At 70.5% G+C, this 16,988-nt stretch carries 17 protein-coding genes; 7 read left to right on the top strand and 10 right to left on the bottom strand.

Annotated elements, in window-relative coordinates; genetic code table 11:
* Nucleotide 1: 1 nt before the first annotated feature.
* Nucleotides 2-778, top strand: coding sequence for a MerR family transcriptional regulator (locus tag ACXJJ3_RS38515; protein ID WP_458166901.1), 777 nt, complete (start codon nucleotides 2-4; stop codon nucleotides 776-778).
* Here ACXJJ3_RS38515 and ACXJJ3_RS38510 read toward each other — a convergent pair.
* Complete coding sequence (locus ACXJJ3_RS38510) at nucleotides 765-950, bottom strand: hypothetical protein (protein ID WP_458166900.1); 186 nt, start codon at nucleotides 948-950, stop codon at nucleotides 765-767. The two genes, ACXJJ3_RS38515 and ACXJJ3_RS38510, sit on opposite strands and share 14 nt — an antisense overlap.
* Nucleotides 951-1,284: 334 nt before the next feature.
* Between ACXJJ3_RS38510 and ACXJJ3_RS38505 the strand changes: the two genes are divergently transcribed.
* The 5 genes from ACXJJ3_RS38505 to ACXJJ3_RS38485 are packed head-to-tail and all read left to right on the top strand — an operon-like array spanning nucleotide 1,285 to nucleotide 4,319.
* On the top strand, nucleotides 1,285-1,971 hold the full coding sequence (locus tag ACXJJ3_RS38505; protein WP_458166899.1) for a fasciclin domain-containing protein: 687 nt from the start codon (nucleotides 1,285-1,287) through the stop codon (nucleotides 1,969-1,971).
* Nucleotides 1,972-2,013: 42 nt separating this feature from the next.
* Complete coding sequence (locus ACXJJ3_RS38500) at nucleotides 2,014-2,490, top strand: MarR family winged helix-turn-helix transcriptional regulator (protein ID WP_458166898.1); 477 nt, start codon at nucleotides 2,014-2,016, stop codon at nucleotides 2,488-2,490.
* Nucleotides 2,490-2,828, top strand: coding sequence for a hypothetical protein (locus ACXJJ3_RS38495; protein ID WP_458166897.1), 339 nt, complete (start codon nucleotides 2,490-2,492; stop codon nucleotides 2,826-2,828). Before ACXJJ3_RS38500 ends, ACXJJ3_RS38495 begins: the two co-directional genes overlap by 1 nt.
* 37 nt (nucleotides 2,829-2,865) lie before the next feature.
* Nucleotides 2,866-3,408: a hypothetical protein gene (locus ACXJJ3_RS38490; protein WP_458166896.1), complete on the top strand. Its 543-nt coding sequence runs from the start codon at nucleotides 2,866-2,868 to the stop codon at nucleotides 3,406-3,408.
* Entirely contained in the window at nucleotides 3,405-4,319 is a 915-nt protein-coding gene (locus ACXJJ3_RS38485) for a tetratricopeptide repeat protein (protein WP_458166894.1), read from the top strand. The genes ACXJJ3_RS38490 and ACXJJ3_RS38485 overlap by 4 nt, the downstream gene beginning before the upstream one ends.
* Before the next feature lies 1 nt (nucleotide 4,320).
* Here ACXJJ3_RS38485 and ACXJJ3_RS38480 read toward each other — a convergent pair whose 3' ends face one another.
* The 7 genes from ACXJJ3_RS38480 to ACXJJ3_RS38450 are packed head-to-tail and all read right to left on the bottom strand — an operon-like array spanning nucleotide 4,321 to nucleotide 13,067.
* Nucleotides 4,321-5,343 (bottom strand): DUF2332 domain-containing protein, encoded by a 1,023-nt coding sequence (locus ACXJJ3_RS38480; protein WP_458166893.1) that lies wholly within the window; start codon nucleotides 5,341-5,343, stop codon nucleotides 4,321-4,323.
* Between the two features lie 9 nt (nucleotides 5,344-5,352).
* Complete coding sequence (locus ACXJJ3_RS38475; protein ID WP_458166892.1) at nucleotides 5,353-7,719, bottom strand: M1 family aminopeptidase; 2,367 nt, start codon at nucleotides 7,717-7,719, stop codon at nucleotides 5,353-5,355.
* The gene (locus ACXJJ3_RS38470) at nucleotides 7,709-8,710 is read right to left on the bottom strand and encodes an ABC transporter ATP-binding protein (protein ID WP_458166890.1); all 1,002 of its coding nucleotides are present in this window, start codon (nucleotides 8,708-8,710) and stop codon (nucleotides 7,709-7,711) included. Before ACXJJ3_RS38470 ends, ACXJJ3_RS38475 begins: the two co-directional genes overlap by 11 nt.
* Nucleotides 8,707-9,678: an ABC transporter ATP-binding protein gene (locus tag ACXJJ3_RS38465; protein WP_458166888.1), complete on the bottom strand. Its 972-nt coding sequence runs from the start codon at nucleotides 9,676-9,678 to the stop codon at nucleotides 8,707-8,709. Before ACXJJ3_RS38465 ends, ACXJJ3_RS38470 begins: the two co-directional genes overlap by 4 nt.
* On the bottom strand, nucleotides 9,675-10,532 hold the full coding sequence (locus ACXJJ3_RS38460) for an ABC transporter permease (protein WP_458166887.1): 858 nt from the start codon (nucleotides 10,530-10,532) through the stop codon (nucleotides 9,675-9,677). The genes ACXJJ3_RS38465 and ACXJJ3_RS38460 overlap by 4 nt, the downstream gene beginning before the upstream one ends.
* Nucleotides 10,516-11,454 (bottom strand): ABC transporter permease, encoded by a 939-nt coding sequence (locus tag ACXJJ3_RS38455; protein WP_458166886.1) that lies wholly within the window; start codon nucleotides 11,452-11,454, stop codon nucleotides 10,516-10,518. The genes ACXJJ3_RS38460 and ACXJJ3_RS38455 overlap by 17 nt, the downstream gene beginning before the upstream one ends.
* Nucleotides 11,454-13,067: a peptide ABC transporter substrate-binding protein gene (locus ACXJJ3_RS38450; RefSeq protein ID WP_458166885.1), complete on the bottom strand. Its 1,614-nt coding sequence runs from the start codon at nucleotides 13,065-13,067 to the stop codon at nucleotides 11,454-11,456. The genes ACXJJ3_RS38455 and ACXJJ3_RS38450 overlap by 1 nt, the downstream gene beginning before the upstream one ends.
* A gap of 142 nt (nucleotides 13,068-13,209) precedes the next feature.
* Here ACXJJ3_RS38450 and ACXJJ3_RS38445 point away from each other — a divergent pair, with 142 nt between their 5' ends.
* A complete protein-coding gene (locus ACXJJ3_RS38445) occupies nucleotides 13,210-14,385 on the top strand; it encodes an amidohydrolase (RefSeq protein ID WP_458166884.1) in 1,176 nt (391 codons plus the stop codon).
* Here ACXJJ3_RS38445 and fes read toward each other — a convergent pair.
* Nucleotides 14,382-15,590, bottom strand: a complete 1,209-nt coding sequence (gene fes, locus ACXJJ3_RS38440) for an enterochelin esterase (RefSeq protein ID WP_458166883.1) — start codon at nucleotides 15,588-15,590, stop codon at nucleotides 14,382-14,384. The two genes, ACXJJ3_RS38445 and fes, sit on opposite strands and share 4 nt — an antisense overlap.
* The gene (locus tag ACXJJ3_RS38435) at nucleotides 15,580-16,980 is read right to left on the bottom strand and encodes a M14 family zinc carboxypeptidase (RefSeq protein WP_458166881.1); all 1,401 of its coding nucleotides are present in this window, start codon (nucleotides 16,978-16,980) and stop codon (nucleotides 15,580-15,582) included. Before ACXJJ3_RS38435 ends, fes begins: the two co-directional genes overlap by 11 nt.
* Nucleotides 16,981-16,988 lie beyond the last annotated feature (8 nt).

Genomic DNA, 16,988 nt, shown 5'->3' with positions numbered 1-16,988 from the left:
CATGCTGACCATCAGCCAGCTGGCGGCGTACGCCGGTGTGACGGTGCGGGCCGTACGGCATTACCACAAGATCGGGCTGCTGCCGGAGCCCGGCCGGGACAGCTCCGGGTACCGGACGTACGGCTCGGCGGCCGTCGTCCGGCTGATCCGGATCCACACGCTGGCCGAGGCCGGCGTACCGCTGGCGCGGGTCCAGGAGCTGCTCGACGCGGCGCCGGAAGAGTTCGAGGACGGCGTACACCGGATCGACAAGGATCTGCGGGCGGAGATCCGGCGGTTGCAGGACAGCCGCCGGCGGCTCGCGAAGCTGGCGGCCGGCGACCACCTCGCGCTGCCGGACAGCGTGGTCGGCTACCTGGACCGGCTGCGCGAGCACGGCGTCAGCGAGCGCTACATCGAGATGGAACGCGGCGCCTGGATCATGATCGCGGCCCAGGTACCGGAGCTGATCGACGCCGTCATCGCGGCGAAGCACGAGCAGCTCGCGGACCCGGACGCGCAGAAGCTGTACAGCCTGGTGAGCGAGGCGGTCGAGAACCAGGGCGACGAGACCCTGCTGTACGAGATCGCCGACCTCCTGGAGCGCATCTACCTCCGCGCGGCCGAGGCCGGCGAGCTCGGCGACGAGCCGTTCGACGACAAGCTCGTCGAACTCCTGGACGCCGTCATGATCGAGTCCGCGCCCGAGTCCGTGCGGCTGCTCAGGATCATGGAAGAACGCGGCTGGAAGGGCTGGACCCGGATCGAGCAGGTGCCGGACCGGATCACCCGAAACTGAACGTGTACGCCGAAACCCCCGGTGAGTACGTCAGCGTCATCGTCGCGCGTTCCACCGTAGGATTGTCAACAATCCGATAGGCGTTCGGCGTACCGTTCACGGTGATGGCCCGATCCGGCCGGCCGGGGTTCGACACCGTGACGGTGCCGTGGCCGGAGAGCCCGTGGTACACCTTCGCGACGTTGCAGTTCAGCCGCGCCAGCGATCCGGCCGTCGAGGATCAGCGACCCGGTCAGCGTGAACAGGCTGAAGCTGACGACGACCCCGGCGATGATCTTGAGCGGCCGACGGTCCCGCGCGACCGGCCCGGCGGATCCCGTCGTACCGGCGAAGAAGATGATCGGCAGGACGCACGGCGAGACGCCGGCCCTTCGCCACAACACCCGCCACGGATGTGTCCGTGAACTCGTTGCCGAATCGGCCCATCCGGGACGGCGACGGCCCCGAACCCTCGATGACAGCCGCGGGCAGCCCGCACGCGGCCCTCCATCGAGAGTGAGAACACCATGTCCCGCATCCTCGTCCGCGCCGGCCTCACCGCGACTTCCCTGGCTCTGGTCCTCACGGCCGCGGCCTGTGGCAGCAACGACAACAACTCCAGCAGCTCGCCCTCGACGAGTACGTCGTCCTCCGCGCCCGCGACGACCCCCAGCGACAGCCCGAGCATGAGCGAGTCCCCGTCGGCGAGCAACGCGGCCTCCGGACCGGTCGGCCCGGGCTGCGCGGCGTACGCGAAGGCCAACCCGAGCGGCGCCGGCTCCATCGACGGCATGGCCGCCGCACCGCTGGCCACCGCAGCCTCCGGCAACCCGCTGCTGAAGACCCTGGTCGCCGCGGTCTCCGGCAAGCTGAACCCGAAGGTGAACCTGGTCTCGACGCTGAACGGCGGCGAGTTCACCGTCTTCGCCCCGGTCGACACCGCGTTCGCGAAGATCCCGGCCGCGACCGTCAACACCCTGAAGACCAACAGCGCGCTGCTCACCAAGATCCTCACGTACCACGTGGTCGCCGGGCAGCTGGACCCGACCGCGGTGGTCGGCAAGCACCCGACCGTCGAGAAGCAGGACGTCACGGTCACCGGCTCGGGCGCCGCGCTCAAGGTGAACGGCGCGAACGTGATCTGCGGCGGGGTGAAGACGGCGAACGCGACCGTCTACCTGATCGACAGCGTCCTGATGCCGCCGACCAAGTAGACCGTGAATTGTTAGTGTACTAATTATTGCTACACTAACTGTATGCCTGCACGACAGACCTTGCCGGACAACCCGCTCGCGCTCGAGCACCAGGTGTGTTTCGCGTTGGCGATCGCGGCCCGCAGTGTGATCGGGCTGTATCGACCGGTGCTCGAGCCGATGGGTCTCACCCATCCGCAGTACCTGGTGATGCTGGCGCTCTGGGAGTTCGAGCCGGTCTCGGTCAAGGACCTGGCCGGGATGCTGCAGCTCGAGCCCGCGACACTGTCCCCGCTGCTCAAGCGGCTCGAGAGCGCCGGGCTGCTGCGTCGCGACCGGAACACCCGGGACGAGCGCTCGCTCGCGGTCGCGCTGACCGACAAGGGGCGGGCGCTGCGCGACGACGCGCTGAAGGTGCCACCGGCCGTCGTCGCCCGGCTCGGCCTGGACGTCGACGAGTTGATGGAGCTCCACGAGCGGCTGACCCGCGTGATCGCCGCCGCGCGCAACGCCGGCCCGGCACCGGTGAGTGAGGACTGATGGACGAGGCACCGTACGCCGACCCGCAACCGAGGCCCCGGCGCACGATCCGGCGCCGCACCCCGCGGCCGATGGACATCGAGACCGTCCAGCGCTGGGTCGTCTCGGCCATCCTGTTCCACGTCGGCAGCGTCCCCGCGGTCACGCTCGCGGTCTACAGCATCGGCGTCTCCCACGACGACTTCGGCAAGGGCGTCGGCCTGTGGATCATGTCCGCGGTCATCGGCGTCCTCACCGCGGCCGGCATCCTCGCCCTGCACCGCCGCAGCCTGCTCTCCCTCTGGCTGGTCCTCGGCATCCTCCCCACCGCGGTGACGGGCTTCTACATCTTCCGGTAGCCGGCACGGTTCGATCGTTCGAATAGAATGCGCTGTTGTGCGCATTCTGGTACTGCATCGTGAAGGTGGGGCCGGGATCGGAGCGGCTCTGCGGGACGGCGGGTTCACGGCCGACGTCGTGGACGATCGGGCGGCGGCGGAGCGGGCGCTGCACGGAGCGTCGTACCACGGGCTGGTGACGGACGACCTTGCGCTCGTGATCTCACTGCGACCGGGCGTTCCGGTGCTGATGCTGACCGCGGGCGAGGACGGGGCGGCGCTCGTGCAGTACGGCGTGGACGACTCCCTGGTTTGGCCGGCGGCTTCGGCGGAGATAGTCGATCGGGTGCGCAGCATCTGCCGGGAACCGGTGGCCGTTCCCGCGATGGCGGACCACGGCGTCGACGGTTCGGAGTACGCCGTACTCGAGTTGCTGCTGCGGACGCCCGGTGCCGTGGTGACCCGGGCGCGGCTCGAACGTGCGTGCGGCGCTGACGTCGACGAGGTCGTCGCGCGGCTCCGGGAGCGGGTCGCGCTGCGGATCGAGGCGGTACGGGGCATCGGGTTCCGGGTGGACGAGGCGGAAGTGGGGCGGCGATGAACGACGCGGGTCAGCGGCGCGGGTGGTTCCGGCGACGGCGGGACGCGCGGGTCGCGGACAATCTCGCGGTACGGCAGGCAGAGGTGTCGACGCTCGGCCTCGACTACGACCGGGCGCTGAACAGGTTCGACGACCTGGTCGAGGCGGACCGGGTCGGTGACGCGTTCGACTTCGCGGAGCAGGCCCGGCACAGCCTGGACGCCGGGACCCGTGGTGCCGGCGAGATCATGATGTCGCTGCTCGAGGTGACCCAGAACCGTCTCCAGGACGCCGCCGCGTCGCTCGATCGCGCCCTCGAACTGGCCGGTCCGGACGCCGAACCGGACATCGCGCTGCGCCGCGCTCAACTGCTCCTGCACCTCGATCGCGAGCCCGAGGCCGTCGAGCAACTGCACCGGGCGATCGACAACCCGAGCACCCGCCGGATGGCCAAGGCGGCGATCGCTCTCGGCCGGATGACCGCCGACCACGGCAACGACACCGAGGCGGAGCTGTACCTGCTGCTCGCGTACGACTCGGGCCACGCGCCGTCCGTCCGGTCGGCCGCCCTCGACCTCGGCAAACTCAAGGAACGCGCCGGCCTGCCGTACGACGCCCGCACGTACTACGAGTCCGCCGCCGACTCGACCGCGCCGTCGGAGTACCGCGAGGCCCGGATGCGCCTCGGCGTACTGCTGATCTCGCTCGGGGACCACGACCGCGCCCGCATCCTGCTGACGGACCTGGCCGCCGAGGACGACCCGGAAACCGCCGCGATGGCCGCCATCAACGTCGCCGCCCTGCACCGCGAACGCCACGAATGGCCGGACGCCATCCGCTGGCTCGCCCTCGCCGCTGCCTCCCCTGTCCCCCACCTCAGCGAGATGGCCGACCGCTTGCTCGCCGAGGCCCGGTCCCTCTCCGGCCAGTAGGTCAGGGCACCCAGGCGAAGTCGTCGTCCGGCGTACGGCGCGGCGCCAGCCAGCGGACGTACGGATCCGCGAGCGCGAGCAGGTCGCCGCCGGTCCCGACGAGGTAGGTGGAGTTGCGCCGGGCCAGGTCGGGCGGGACGTCGAGGCCGGCCCGCGCCAGCAGTCCGGGCGCCTCGGCGAACACCCAGGCGACCGTCCGGTGCTGACCAACGGCGTCCAACTGCTCGAGGTAGGCAGCGCGGTCGCCCGGGGTCAGGTAGCTGAGCAGCGAGGCGGTGAACACGACCAACGGCTCGTCGCCGGGCACGGCCGACAACAACCGCTCGACGTCCCGCGCGGCGTCGCCCGCGACCACGCTGACGTCTCCGGCCAGCGTCACCTCCGTTGCCTGGCGCAACATTTCCAGGTCGTCCACCTGCTCGGGCCAGACGAACGCCGCCAGCCACGCCCGAGCCACCGGATCCCGCAGATCGACAGGCTGCGCGTCGATCCCCAGTCTGTTGGTGACTCGGAGGTTCGGCGGGGCTTCCGGCTCGCCGCCGAGGAAGCGGGTGCTGAACGAATACCGATCGAACGACAAGTTCAGCCCCGCGCTGGCGCCGACCTCCGCGACCGCCACCGGACAGTCCCATTCACGGACGAGATGACTCACCGCCAACTTCAACGCAATCGCCCGCCGCGGCTCGTTCGTCTGCGTCGAACGGGACTGCAGCAACGCCGCCAGCGGATCCCGGTACGTCCGGCAGAACTCGCGAAACGCCGGCATCAACCCGTCGTCTACCTCCCGTCGCCCACCGTGCGTCGGGTAGTACGCCGCCAACGACTCATCCGGGTGCTCGGCCAGCAACGCGTTCACACACGCGAACAACAAGCTCGGCTTCCGCTGGACCGGAGCAGTACCGAGCATCAGCCCGAGGATCTCCTCGTCGCCGACGATCTCCGCGCTCAGCACCTCGTACACCCGCGACCGCCCGGCGGCCTGCGTCGTACCGAACAACTCGAAGAGCGCGCGTAGTTGATCCACAACGGCACGCTATCTCCAGGCGTTTCTCGCGGTTGCGGCGCGGCGGGCAGTTTGTTCTTGGTCCTGGAGGGCTTGGGCCAGGACGGGTGGGACGCGGGTCGCCAACTCGCGGACCTGGTCGAGGACCGGGAGGTCGGCGGTGGTCGGAAAGGCGTAGCGGGCTACGCGGGCGGCGGCCGGCCAGTCGGTGGCGTGGGCGAAGGGGACGAGGCGGTCGACGAACTGCGTGGCGTGGTCGGCGGGGTGACGGGGGTGCCAGAGCGCTGCGCCGAAGGTGCGGAGTACGGCGGGCGGAACGCCGGGGGCTGTCAGTAGGAGGTCGAGCGCGGCGGTCTTCGCGGTTGAGGTTGGGGTGGCTGCCCGAGCCGCGGCTGCTTGCCACCGGGAGTCCGGCTCGCGGGTTTGCTCCATGGTGATCTGGTCGTTGCCGGCGGCACCGAGGGCGACCAGGCGGGTGAGGAGGCGCCAGCGGGTCGGTTGGGCCAGGTCGGAGTCGGCGAGGAAGGACCGGAGCTGTTCGGGGCTGCAGGAGAAGTGGCCGATGGCATCGATCAGGGCGGGGGTGATGATGGCGGCGAGGATTTGTTCGAGGGACTCGCGGTCGGCAGGGTCGGCGTAGGGGCCAGTGGCCTCGGTGGCCAGGGCGGCGAGGGCTTCGCGGTGGATCGGGTCTTGTTCGGTGCGGAGGGATGCGGCGACGTACTGGACCACGTCGCGGGCCGAGACGCGACCGTCGTGCATCAGGGATCGGAGGGTACGGCGGACCGTGTAGCGGGCCACGGGATCGGTCAGCTCGGCGCCGGAGCTGACCAGGGAACGGATCGAGCGGTCGTCGGGATGCAGGAGCGCGTACGTCGTGTCGCGGTCGTCGAGGAGGAGGAGCGGGGCGGCAGGGAGCGGGACGTCGGTGTGGGTCTCGGTCAGTGACAGGTCGACGCGGGCGATCTCGGTGAGCGGCGTACCGGCGTACGCGCCGATCGAGATCGTGTGGGGGCGGAGGGGGCCGTGCTGGGTGAGGACGCCGTCGGCGAGTGCGAGGGTGTTGATGCCGCTCGATTCGAGCCAGAGTCTCGACCAGGCAGTCAGGTCCGTCGGGGTGAACGGCTGGACGGCGGCGAGCAGCGCGGGCAGGTTGGCGTTCGCGCCGGCGTGTTGGCCGAAGTACTTGCGGAGGCCTTCGAAGAACGCGGTCTCGCCGACGACCGCCACGAGTTGGCGCAGTACGGCGGCACCTTTGGCGTAGGTGATCGCGTCGAAGTTCGCCTCGGCGGTGGCGATGTCAGGGATCGGGCGGCTGACCGGGTGGGTCGAGGAGAGCAGGTCGGCGTCGGCGGCGCGTTCCTTCTCGAGGGCGGTCGCGACCGACCAGCGGCGGTCCAGGACGCCGAGTTCGGCGGCGGCCCAGAGCGCGGCCCAGTCGGCGAACGACTCGCTGAGCCACAGGCCGTCCCACCACTGCGGCGTCACCAGGTTGCCGAACCACATGTGCGACATCTCGTGCAGCAGGACGAGCGCCCGCCGGCGGCGTTGTTCGGCGGTCGGCTCGGAGCGGTACAGGACCTGGTCGTTCCAGGTCACGCAGCCGTGGTTCTCCATCGCGCCGGGTTGGTCCGGGAGGAACACGTGGTCGTACGAGTCGCCGTCGAACCCCACCCCGAACGCGTCCTCGAAGACGGCCAGAGCACGTCGGCTCAGATCGAAGATCTCGCCCGCGTTCCGCTCCAACGGACCGGCCAGCGTTCCCCGCGCGTAGAGCGCGAGACGGCCCGACCTGACGACGTGGAACGGTCCGGCGCACACAGCCGTGGAGTATGTCGGCAGCCGCGGCGTCGGCGGGAACCGCCACACCGCGACGTCCCCGTCCTCGACGACCTCCGACTCCCGCCGGTTGCTGACGCAATGCCAGTCGAGCGGCACCCGTACCTCGAACGCGAACGTGGCCTTGAGATCCGGCTGGTCGAAACAGGCGAACGCCCGCCGCGCGTCGAACGGCTGGAACTGCGTCCACGCATACACACCGTCATCGACCGTCTTGGAGAGGCCGCGGCCGGAGCCTGCCTGATGGTGTGCGTGAACTTCGAGCCGATGACCGCCGCCGAGCGGACCGAGGCGCAGCCGATCGCCCCGGACCACCTCGTCCGGATCCAGTACGACGTCGTCCAGCACCACCTGCTCCACGCGGGCGGCGACCAGGTCGATCCACGTCATCCCCGGCCCGCCGGTCCCGTCGTACGTGAACTCGACGACGCTCCGCGACACGAAGGACTCGCCGTCCACCAGCCCGGTCAGGTCGAGCGTCACGGCGTACGACGTCACCGACACCACCGCCGAGCGCGCCGCCGCCTCCGCCGCGGTCAGGCCTCCGTCAGCCGGCATGGGTTGCCTCCGGCAACGGATCCGCCAGCGGGAAGTGACACGCGACCGCGCTCGACCCGATCCGCAGAAGCGTCGGATTGTCGACAATACAACGATCCTCGGCCAGCCAGCATCGGGTCCGGAAGTGGCACCCGGACGGCGGATCCAACGGGCTCGGCGGCTCGCCCCGGAGCACGATCTCGGGCGGGCGGTGCCGCGCCGACCGGTCCGGTACCGGCGCCGCCGCGAGCAGCGCCTTCGTGTACGGGTGCCGTGGCCGGTCGTACACCTGCACCGAGTCGCCCTCCTCGACGAACCGCCCGAGGTACATCACCGCGACCCGGTCCGCGATGTGCTGCACCACCGCCAGGTCGTGCGCGATGAATACGTACGCAATCCCCAGTTCCCGCTGCAACTGCTCGAGCAGGTTGACGATCTGCGCCTGCACCGACACGTCCAACGCGGACACCGGCTCGTCGCAGACCAGCACCTTCGGCCGCAGCGCCAGCGCCCGGGCGATCCCGACCCGTTGCCGTTGGCCCCCGGAGAACTGGTGCGGCAGCCGCTCGGACTGGTCCGGGTTCAGCCCGACCATCTCCAGCAGTTCGGCGACCGCCTTGACCCGATCACCCCGCGGTACGACGTCCGGATGGATCTCCAGCGGTTCGCGGACGATCGCGCCGACGGTCATCCGCGGATCCAGTGACGTGTACGGGTCCTGGTGCACCAACTGGATGTCGCGCCGCGCCCGCCGGAGCCGCCGGCCGCGCATCGTGTGCAACGGTTCGCCGAGCAGCTCGATCTCGCCCGCGCTCGGCCGCTCCATCCCGACCAGCAGCTGCGCGAGCGTCGACTTCCCGGACCCCGATTCGCCGACGATCCCGAGCGTCTCCCCGCTCCGTAGTTCGAGGTCGACGCCGTCCACCGCGTGCACGGTCCCCCGCCGCCCGGCGAGCAGCCCGCCGATCCGGAAGGAACGCCGTACGCCGGCGGCCCGCAGTACCACGGTCATCCTGCACCTCCGGCGAAATGGCATGCGGCCTGGTGGACCGGCGACACCGCCGCCACGGGCGGGGTTGTTCGGCAAACGTCGGCGGCCTGCCCGCACCGGGTCCGGAACGCGCACCCGGACGGCAGGTTGCCGAGATCCGGCGGCTGCCCGCTGATCACCCGCAGCGGCAGCCCCTTCCGGTCCGCCGTGCAGATCGAGTCGAGCAGCGCGCGCGTGTACGGATGGGCGGGTTGCTCGAAGACGTCGTCGGCGGGGCCTTGCTCGACGACGCGTCCGGCGTACATCACCAGGATGTCGTCCGCCATCCCGGCGACCACGCCCATGTCGTGGGTGATCAGCATCAGGCTCATCTGCCGATCCGCCTGCAGGGTCGCGAGCAGCTGCAGGATCTGCGCCTGCACGGTCACGTCCAGCGCGGTCGTCGGCTCGTCCGCGATCAGGATCTCCGGGTCGGCGGCCAGCGCGGTCGCGATCATCACCCGCTGCCGCATCCCGCCGGAGAACTGGTGCGGGTAGTCGTCGATCCGCCGCCCCGCGTCCGGGATCCCGACCAGTTCCAGCAGCTCCAGCGCCCGCCGCCGGGCCGCGCGCCGCGACATCCCCAGATGCACGCGACACCCCTCGCCGATCTGGTACCCGACCGGCAGCACCGGGTTCAACGCGGACAGCGCGTCCTGGAACACCATCCCCACCCGAGCACCCCGGACGGTACGCCGCTGCTCCGCCGGCAACTGCAACAAATCCTGACCGTCCAGCACCACGCGTCCACGCCCGACCCGGCCAACCCCGGCCGGCAGCACGCCCATGATCGCCCGCGCCGTCGCGCTCTTGCCCGACCCGGACTCCCCCAGCACCGCGAGCGTCCGCCCCGGCGTCAGCGAGAGGTCGACGCCGTCGACGGCCACGTTCCAGCCGCGCGCCGTACGGAACTCCACCGTCAGGTCCGAGACCTCCAGAAGTGTTGTCATCGCGACCTCGGATCGAAGGCGTCCCGCAACGCGTCGCCGAGCATCACGAACGACAGCACGGTCACGGACAGGAACAGGGACGGGAACAGCAGCAGATGCGGGTGGTCGCGGAACGAGTCCTGCGCCTGGTTCAGCTGGACGCCCCACGAGATCGACGGCGCCCGCAGCCCGACACCGAGGAACGTCAGCGCCGACTCCGCGGTGATCATCCCGCCGACGCCGAGGCTGGCGACCGCGAGGATCGGCGCGAACGAGTTCGGCAGCACGTGCCGCGCGATCACCCGCAGCGGTCCGGCGCCGAGCCCGCGGGCCGCCTTCACGAAGTCCAGGTCGACGGTCGCGAGCGCGGCCGACCGCATCAGCCGGGTCATCGCCGGCCACGCGAACAGGATCAGGACGGCCGACACCACGACGACGTTGCGCTGGTGCAACGTGTTCAGGATGACGACCTGCCCGACCAGCGCCGGGAAGCCGAAGAAGATGTCCATCGTGCGGCTGATCACGGCGTCGACGGCGCCGCGGTAGTACGCCGCCAGACAGCCGAGCACCAACGCGATCAGCACGCACCCGGCCGTGACCGTGAACCCGATCGTCACCGACGACCGCGTCCCGTACACCACGTTGCTGTACAGGTCGCAGCCCTGGATGTCGAAGCCGAACGGATGCCCCGCGACCGGACCGTTGCCGCTGTTGCCGAGGTCGCACGCCCGCGGATCGGTCGGCGCGAACAGTCCCGGTACGGCGGCCACGATCAGGATCAGTACGACCACGCCGAGCGGGATCGCGATCCGCGGCTTCCGCAACACCCGCCGGCGGGACCGGGGTGCCGCCAGCACCTCACTTGCGGCCGGCAAGGCTGATCCTCGGGTCGAGCAGGCCGTAGACGATGTCGACCATCAGATTGATGACCAAGTACACCAGGACCAGCAGGCTGCAGACCCCGACCACGACGGGGCCGTTCTGCTGCGAGATGCCGTTGAACACGACGTACCCGAGGCCGGGGATGTTGAAGATGCCCTCGATCAGCACCGTGCCGCTGACCATGTACCCGAGGCTGAGGCCGAGCACCGACACCACCGGGACGAGCGAGTTCCGCAGGATGTGCCGGACCACGATCATCCGTTGCGGCAGGCCCTTCGCGATCGCGGTGTCCACGTAGTCGGCGTACCGGTTCTCGATGATGCTGGCCCGGGTCAGCCGGACGAGTTCGGGGATCCCGAACAGCGCGAGGACGGCGGCCGGCAGCAGGTAGCTGGCCGGCCAGCCCTCCCGTACGCCGGAGGTCGGGAACCAGCCGAGGTTCACCCCGAGCAGGATCTGCGCGACGTACGCGACCACGAAGTACGGGACGCCGACCACCACCGTCGTCGCGGTCAACACGATCCAGTCGACCGTCCCGCCCTGGCGCATCCCGGCGAACGTCCCGAGCGCGATCCCGGCCACCGCCATGATCGCCCACGCCGTGAGCCCGAGCTCCAACGTGTACGGCCACGCCCGGACGACCAGGTCCGACACCTCGTGCCCCTGCAGATCGATCCCGAGATCGCCCCGCAGCAGCCCGCCGAGATAGTGCCCGTACTGCGCCCACAACGGCTGATCCAGGTGGAACCGCGACCGCAGCGCCTCCTCGACCGAAGGCGACAGCACCCGCCCCGGACCGGCCAGCGCCTTGATCGGGTCGCCCGGCAGCGCGTACACCGCGGCGAAGATCAGCAGCGTGGTGCCGAGCACGACCGGGACCATCCCGGCCAGCCGGCGGATCACGTAGCCGGCCATCAGCCGACCTTGACGACCGACAGCCGGGCGCCGCCGAGCACCTCCGGGACGATGCCACTCAACCGGTCCGAATGCACCAGCCCGCCGACCGGCCAGTACAGCGGCGCCACCGGAAGGTCCGCGAGCGCCTGCTCGGCGGCCTGCTTGGCGTAGTTCGTGGTCGCGTCCGCGTCCTTGCTCGACGCCGCCTGGGCGATCAGCCCGGCGAACGCCTTCGAGTCGTACCCGGTCACGTTCAGCGGCGCGCCGGCCGAGAACATCTGGTCCGCGAGCGCGTAGATGTGCGGGTACGGCGAACCGGAGTACAGCAGGCTCGGGCCCTTGATCGACTTGCCGCCGAGGCCCTGGTACAGCTGCGCGATCGGCTGCGACTCGAAGCTGACCTTCTGGAGACCGAGGTTCGTCCGGAGCTGGTTCGCGATCGCCTGCAGGACCTTCTCGTTGGTCGGGTCCTGGTAGGTGTAGAGCGTCATCGGGCCGTTCCAGCCGCCGGCCGCCTGCAGCGCAGCCTTGGCTCCGGCCGGGTCGTACTTGCAGGCGTCGCACTTCGCGTCACCACCGCCGGTGAGCGTCGGCGGAGCGAGCCCGGTGGCGGCCTTCGCGTTGCCGGCCAGCAGCGACTTGACGATCGCGTCCCGGTCGATCGCCATCGAGATCGCCTTGCGCAGCTGCGGGTTCGCGAACCGGCTGTCGTACAAGGGGAAACTCAGGTACACGACCGCCGGGTACTGGACGTCGACGACCTGGCTTGGGGTGTCCTTCTTGGCCTTGGACAGGTCGGCGCCGTCGAGCAGCGCGAGGTCGATGGTGCCGGCCTGGAAGTCGGTGTAGATCGCGCCGGTCTGCTGGTACACGTGCAGGTCGATGCCGCTGGCAAGGGCCTTGGCGCCGCCGTACCCGTCGTACCGTTCGAGCTTGATGTCCTGGGCACCGGTGTCCCAGCCGCTGGTCTTGAACGGGCCGTTGCCGATCGGGTGCGTGCCGAAGTCCTTCAGGTCCTTGGTCGCGTTCGCCGGCAGCGGTGCGAACGCGGTCGAGGACAGGATGTACGGCAGCAGCGCGTTCGGCTTGACCAGCGTGACCTTGAGCGTGGACTTGTCGACGACGTGGACGCCGGACAACGTCTTCGCGGCCGGCTTGCCCTTCGGCGGGTTCATCGCGGCGTACCCGGCGAAGATCGCTGTCGACGCGTTGTTGGTCAGGGCGTTCGCGCCGAGCGCGGTCGCGTTCCAGGAGTCCGCGAACGACTGCGCGGTGACCGGGCTGCCGTCCTGGAAGGTCCAGCCCGGCTTGAGCTTGATCGTCCAGTTGACGTTGTCCGTCGACTCGATCGAATCCGCGACCAGCATCTCGAGCTTGCCGCTCTGCCCGTCGACCCGGGTCAGCGGCGACCAGATCGCGTAGTCGACGTAGCTGCTGCCAGAGCTGCCGGGCGTCAGGTTCTGCACGAAGAACGCCGGTACGCCGACGGCGAAGCTCTGGTCCCCGTCGCTCGCCGAGCTCTTCCCGGCGCAGGCGGCGAGCACCGTCATCGAGACAGCCGCGAGCACGGCCAGGGTGCCTCGCACACGCCGTCGTACGCCGGCCGCGGAACGGGCGGGAATTCCGGTCATCAGGGGCCTCCAGGGGATCGGTCCGCCCCATCCTGGGCCGCTCGGTGAAGGGCCAGCCTTATCGGGCAGATCAGATTCGGCGCGTCGATGTTGTCGAGATCGACAGCCTCAAAGCCGGGTCGATCCGGACAGGATGCAGGCCATGACGATGCTGGCAATCCACGGTGGCACCGTGGTCCCGATCGACGGACCTCCGATCCCCGGCGGGACGGTGCTGATCGACGACGGGCGGATCGTCGCCGTCGGCGCGACGGTCGCCGTACCCGACGGCGCCACCGTCGTGGACGCCCGCGGCCGGTGGGTGCTGCCCGGGCTGGTCGACGCGCACACCCACATGGGCACGCTCGAGGAGGGCGAGGGCTGGGCGGGTGACGACCACGACGAGGCGACCACCCCGGTGACCGCACAACTGCGCGCGCTGGACGCGATCAACTCGGCCGACGAGGGGTTCCGGGACGCGGTCGGTGGCGGCGTACTCGCGGTCGGGATCAACCCCGGCTCGTGCAACCCGATCGCCGGCGAGACCGTCGCGGTCCGCTGTACCGGCCGGACCGTGGACGCGATGGTGCTCCGCTCCCCCGCCGGGATGAAGTCCGCGCTCGGCGAGAACCCGAAGCGGTACCACGGCGACGCCGGCCGGCTGCCGGCCACCCGGATGGGCATCGCCGCGGTGATCCGCCAGGCGCTCGCCGAAGCACGCCAGTACGACGGTACGCCGGTGGACCTGGGGAAGGAGGCGCTCGGCCGGGTGCTGCGCCGGGAGATCCCGTGGCGGCAGCACTGCCATCGCGCGGACGACATCCGGACGGCGGTCCGGCTGGCCGACGAGTTCGGGTACGACCTGGTGATCGACCACGGGACCGAGGCACACCTGGTGGCGGACTTCCTTGCCGAGCGCAACATCCCGGTACTGCTCGGTCCGCTGATCGTCGGCCGCGGCAAGGTGGAGCTCCGCAACCGGGCGTTCCGGAACGCGCGGCTGCTCGCGGAGGCAGGGATCGAGCTGTCGCTGGTCACCGACCACCCGGTGATCCCGGCGAACCTGCTGATCGTGCAGGCCGCGTACGCCGTCCGCGAGGGGCTGGACCGGGACGTCGCGCTGCGCGCCGTCACGCTCAACCCGGCCCGCGCACTCGGGATCGCCGACCGGGTCGGATCGCTTGCCCCGGGCAAGGACGCCGACCTGTGCGTCTGGTCCGGCGATCCGCTCGACCCGATGCAGCGCGTCGAACTCGCGTACCAGCAGGGCCGCGAGATCTTCCGCTGGGACCACGACCGCCGGGTCGGCACGATCGACGGTCGGGACTGGTGGGCCTAGGGTTTGAACGCCCAGCGGAGTTCCGCTGGTAGTTCGGCCAGCCAGCAGTTCAGGTCGTGGCCGCCGTTGTACTCGCGGTAGAGGACCTCGTCGGCGTACCGGTCGAGGGCGCCGGCGAGGCGTTGGGTCTGCGGGATCATCCAGTCGCCCTCCTGCAGGCCGACGTCCAGGCAGAAGCGGACCGGCAGCGCGTGGTCGACCTGCCGGAGCAGGTACTCGGGCTCCTCGTCCGGCGGGCTCCACCAGAACGACCCGGACTGCGCGATCACCGTCCCGAACACGTCCGGCCGCCGCAGACCGGCGTACACAGATGCCAGCCCGCCGTAGCTCTTGCCGGCGATCACGGTCCGTCGCGGATCGGTCGTCGCCCCGGTCAACTTACGCGCCCACGGCAACAACTCGTCGGCCAGAAAGCCTAGATGCTGTTCATTACAAGGCAATTCGAGGGCTCTGGTAGTGAAGTCGATACTGTCCGGCAGTACGGCGACCAGCGGCGGCAGCTCCCCCGCGTCGACTAGGTTGTCCAGCGTCGGGAAGATCGGCAACGCCTCGTTCCAGTCCCGCCCGTCCAGCAGCACGAGCAGCGCCGGGTCCGGACCCCGTACGGCCGACTCCCACAGCCACACGGTCCGCTCGTTCCCCAGCACGTCCGACGCGACGGTCTCCTCGCGGATCGTTCCACGCCGTACCCCGGCGCGCGGCGCACACCACTCGCGCGGCGTCGCCTGATCCAGCGCGAAGGTGGAGAAGTGCTGCGGCGGACTCACCGGATCGCCCACGACACCGGGCAACGTGAACGGCGACCTGTTCAACGGGTCCGGTACGAACGTCGCCGCCCGCGCGACCGCTTCCGGCGTACCGGCGGCGGCCAGCGGCTCCAGCGAGTCGTCGGGCGACAGGACGTACCGCGCCCGGTGATCGGCCCGGACCAGGTACGTCCGGAACCACACGTTCGTCCCGTCCAAGCGCTCCAGCTGGTTGTCCGGGATCTCCCACCACAACGCGGGTCCGCCGATCACCGTGACGTTCGCAACCGGCCGGTCCTCCTTCCAGAGGAACGTGACCAGCCGCTGCTCGTCGTCGTACGGCTCGATCAGCGGCGTCCCGGTCAGCGCCACCTCGGCCCAGAACCGCGCGAGTACGCCGGCGACCGGGCCGTCGGCGAGCTCCCGGCGGAGCTGCTCGATCCGCGGGCTAACGGGCACGGCTCAGGTGTTCGGCGGTCGCGGCCAGCGCGGCGTACTGCGAGGCGACCAGCGAGCCGATCGGGATCTGGACCATCGACGCGGCGGCGGCCGCCTCCGCGAGCCAGCCGTCGTACTGCGCGGCCAGCCGCCGTTGCGCGGCCCGGATCGCCGGCGTCGCGTTGCCGATGGCAACCTCTCCGTCGAGGGCCCGGAGCAGCATCCCGGCGTACCGCAGGCGGAACATGTGCACGGAGTCCCGCACCGACGCGACCTCGGCGACCGTCGCGGCACGCTGCGCCTCGGGCTCCGCCGCGCGCTTCTCGATCCCGTCCGGCGACGGCCCCAGCACCCGCGCGTAGTACCGGCTGGCCCGGACGTACGCCGATCCCGCGGTCAGCTCGTCCCCGGTCGCGGCCAGGATCTCCTCCATGCATCCCACCAGCTCGCGGAACCCGGCCGCCTGCTCGCGCAGCAGCTCGGCGTACGTCGTCGTGGTCGGCGACGCGTCGCTCACCCGCGCGTCGTCCCAGTGCGGCAGCTCGCTCAGCAACGTCAACGTCCCGTACGGGCGGGCGTAGGAGTGGCTGCTGTTGCCGCCGAACGACTCCGGCAACGGATCCTCGTGCTCGACGTAGTACTCGTACATCGACTCGATGTCCGGCATCCGGAAGATCCCGTCGGCGAACCGCTCGATCGACGGCGACTCCGGCTCACCACGGTCCAGGCTCAGCCCGAGCCGCTCCGGGATCTCCTGCGGTACGCCGTGCAACTCCGGCTCCGGCCGCGACAGGTAGTAGTACGCGCCGCCGACCTCGGTGTTGTGCAGCGAACACATCAGCCGCGGCCGGAGCTGGTCGATCAGCCGCATCAACGCGGCCGTCTCCGGCAGCACCGCGTCGAAGTACGCCGTCTTGTAGTCGAGCGGGAACGTCCACTCGATCTGCTCGTCGCCGGCCGGACGGTAGAAGTTCCGCGCGTAGTGCTCGCGGGTGAACGGGCCCTTCAGCCAGCCCTCGTTCAGCCGCAGCCCGTCGGGGTCGATGCACGCGACGATGTGCCAGCGGTGCCCGAGGCGTTCCCGCAGTACGTCGTCCGCGCAGAGCCGGCGGGCCAGGTGCAGCGCGGTCAGGCCGCCGATCGGCTCGTTCGGGTGCGGCAGCCCGAACACCAGCGCGTCCGGACCGGTGGACCCGATCGTCAGGCAGAACAGCGGGTCGCCGAGCCGGGACGTCCCGATCCGGCGCAGCGAGGTCAGGTCGGGGTGGAGATCGTGCAGGCCGGTCAGCTCGGCGACGAGTTCGTCGGCGGTACTGAACACCGCGATCTCCGGGACGGATTGCAGCTCGGTCTCCAGCCACACGGGCAGCACCCGGGTCGCCTCCTCGATCGTCCGGACGGGGCCTCTCATGGTGCGGC

This window comes from Kribbella sp. WER1, assembly GCF_054189145.1.
Note: the sequence above shows the minus strand (reverse complement) of the source record. Positions and strands in the feature narration are given on the sequence as shown.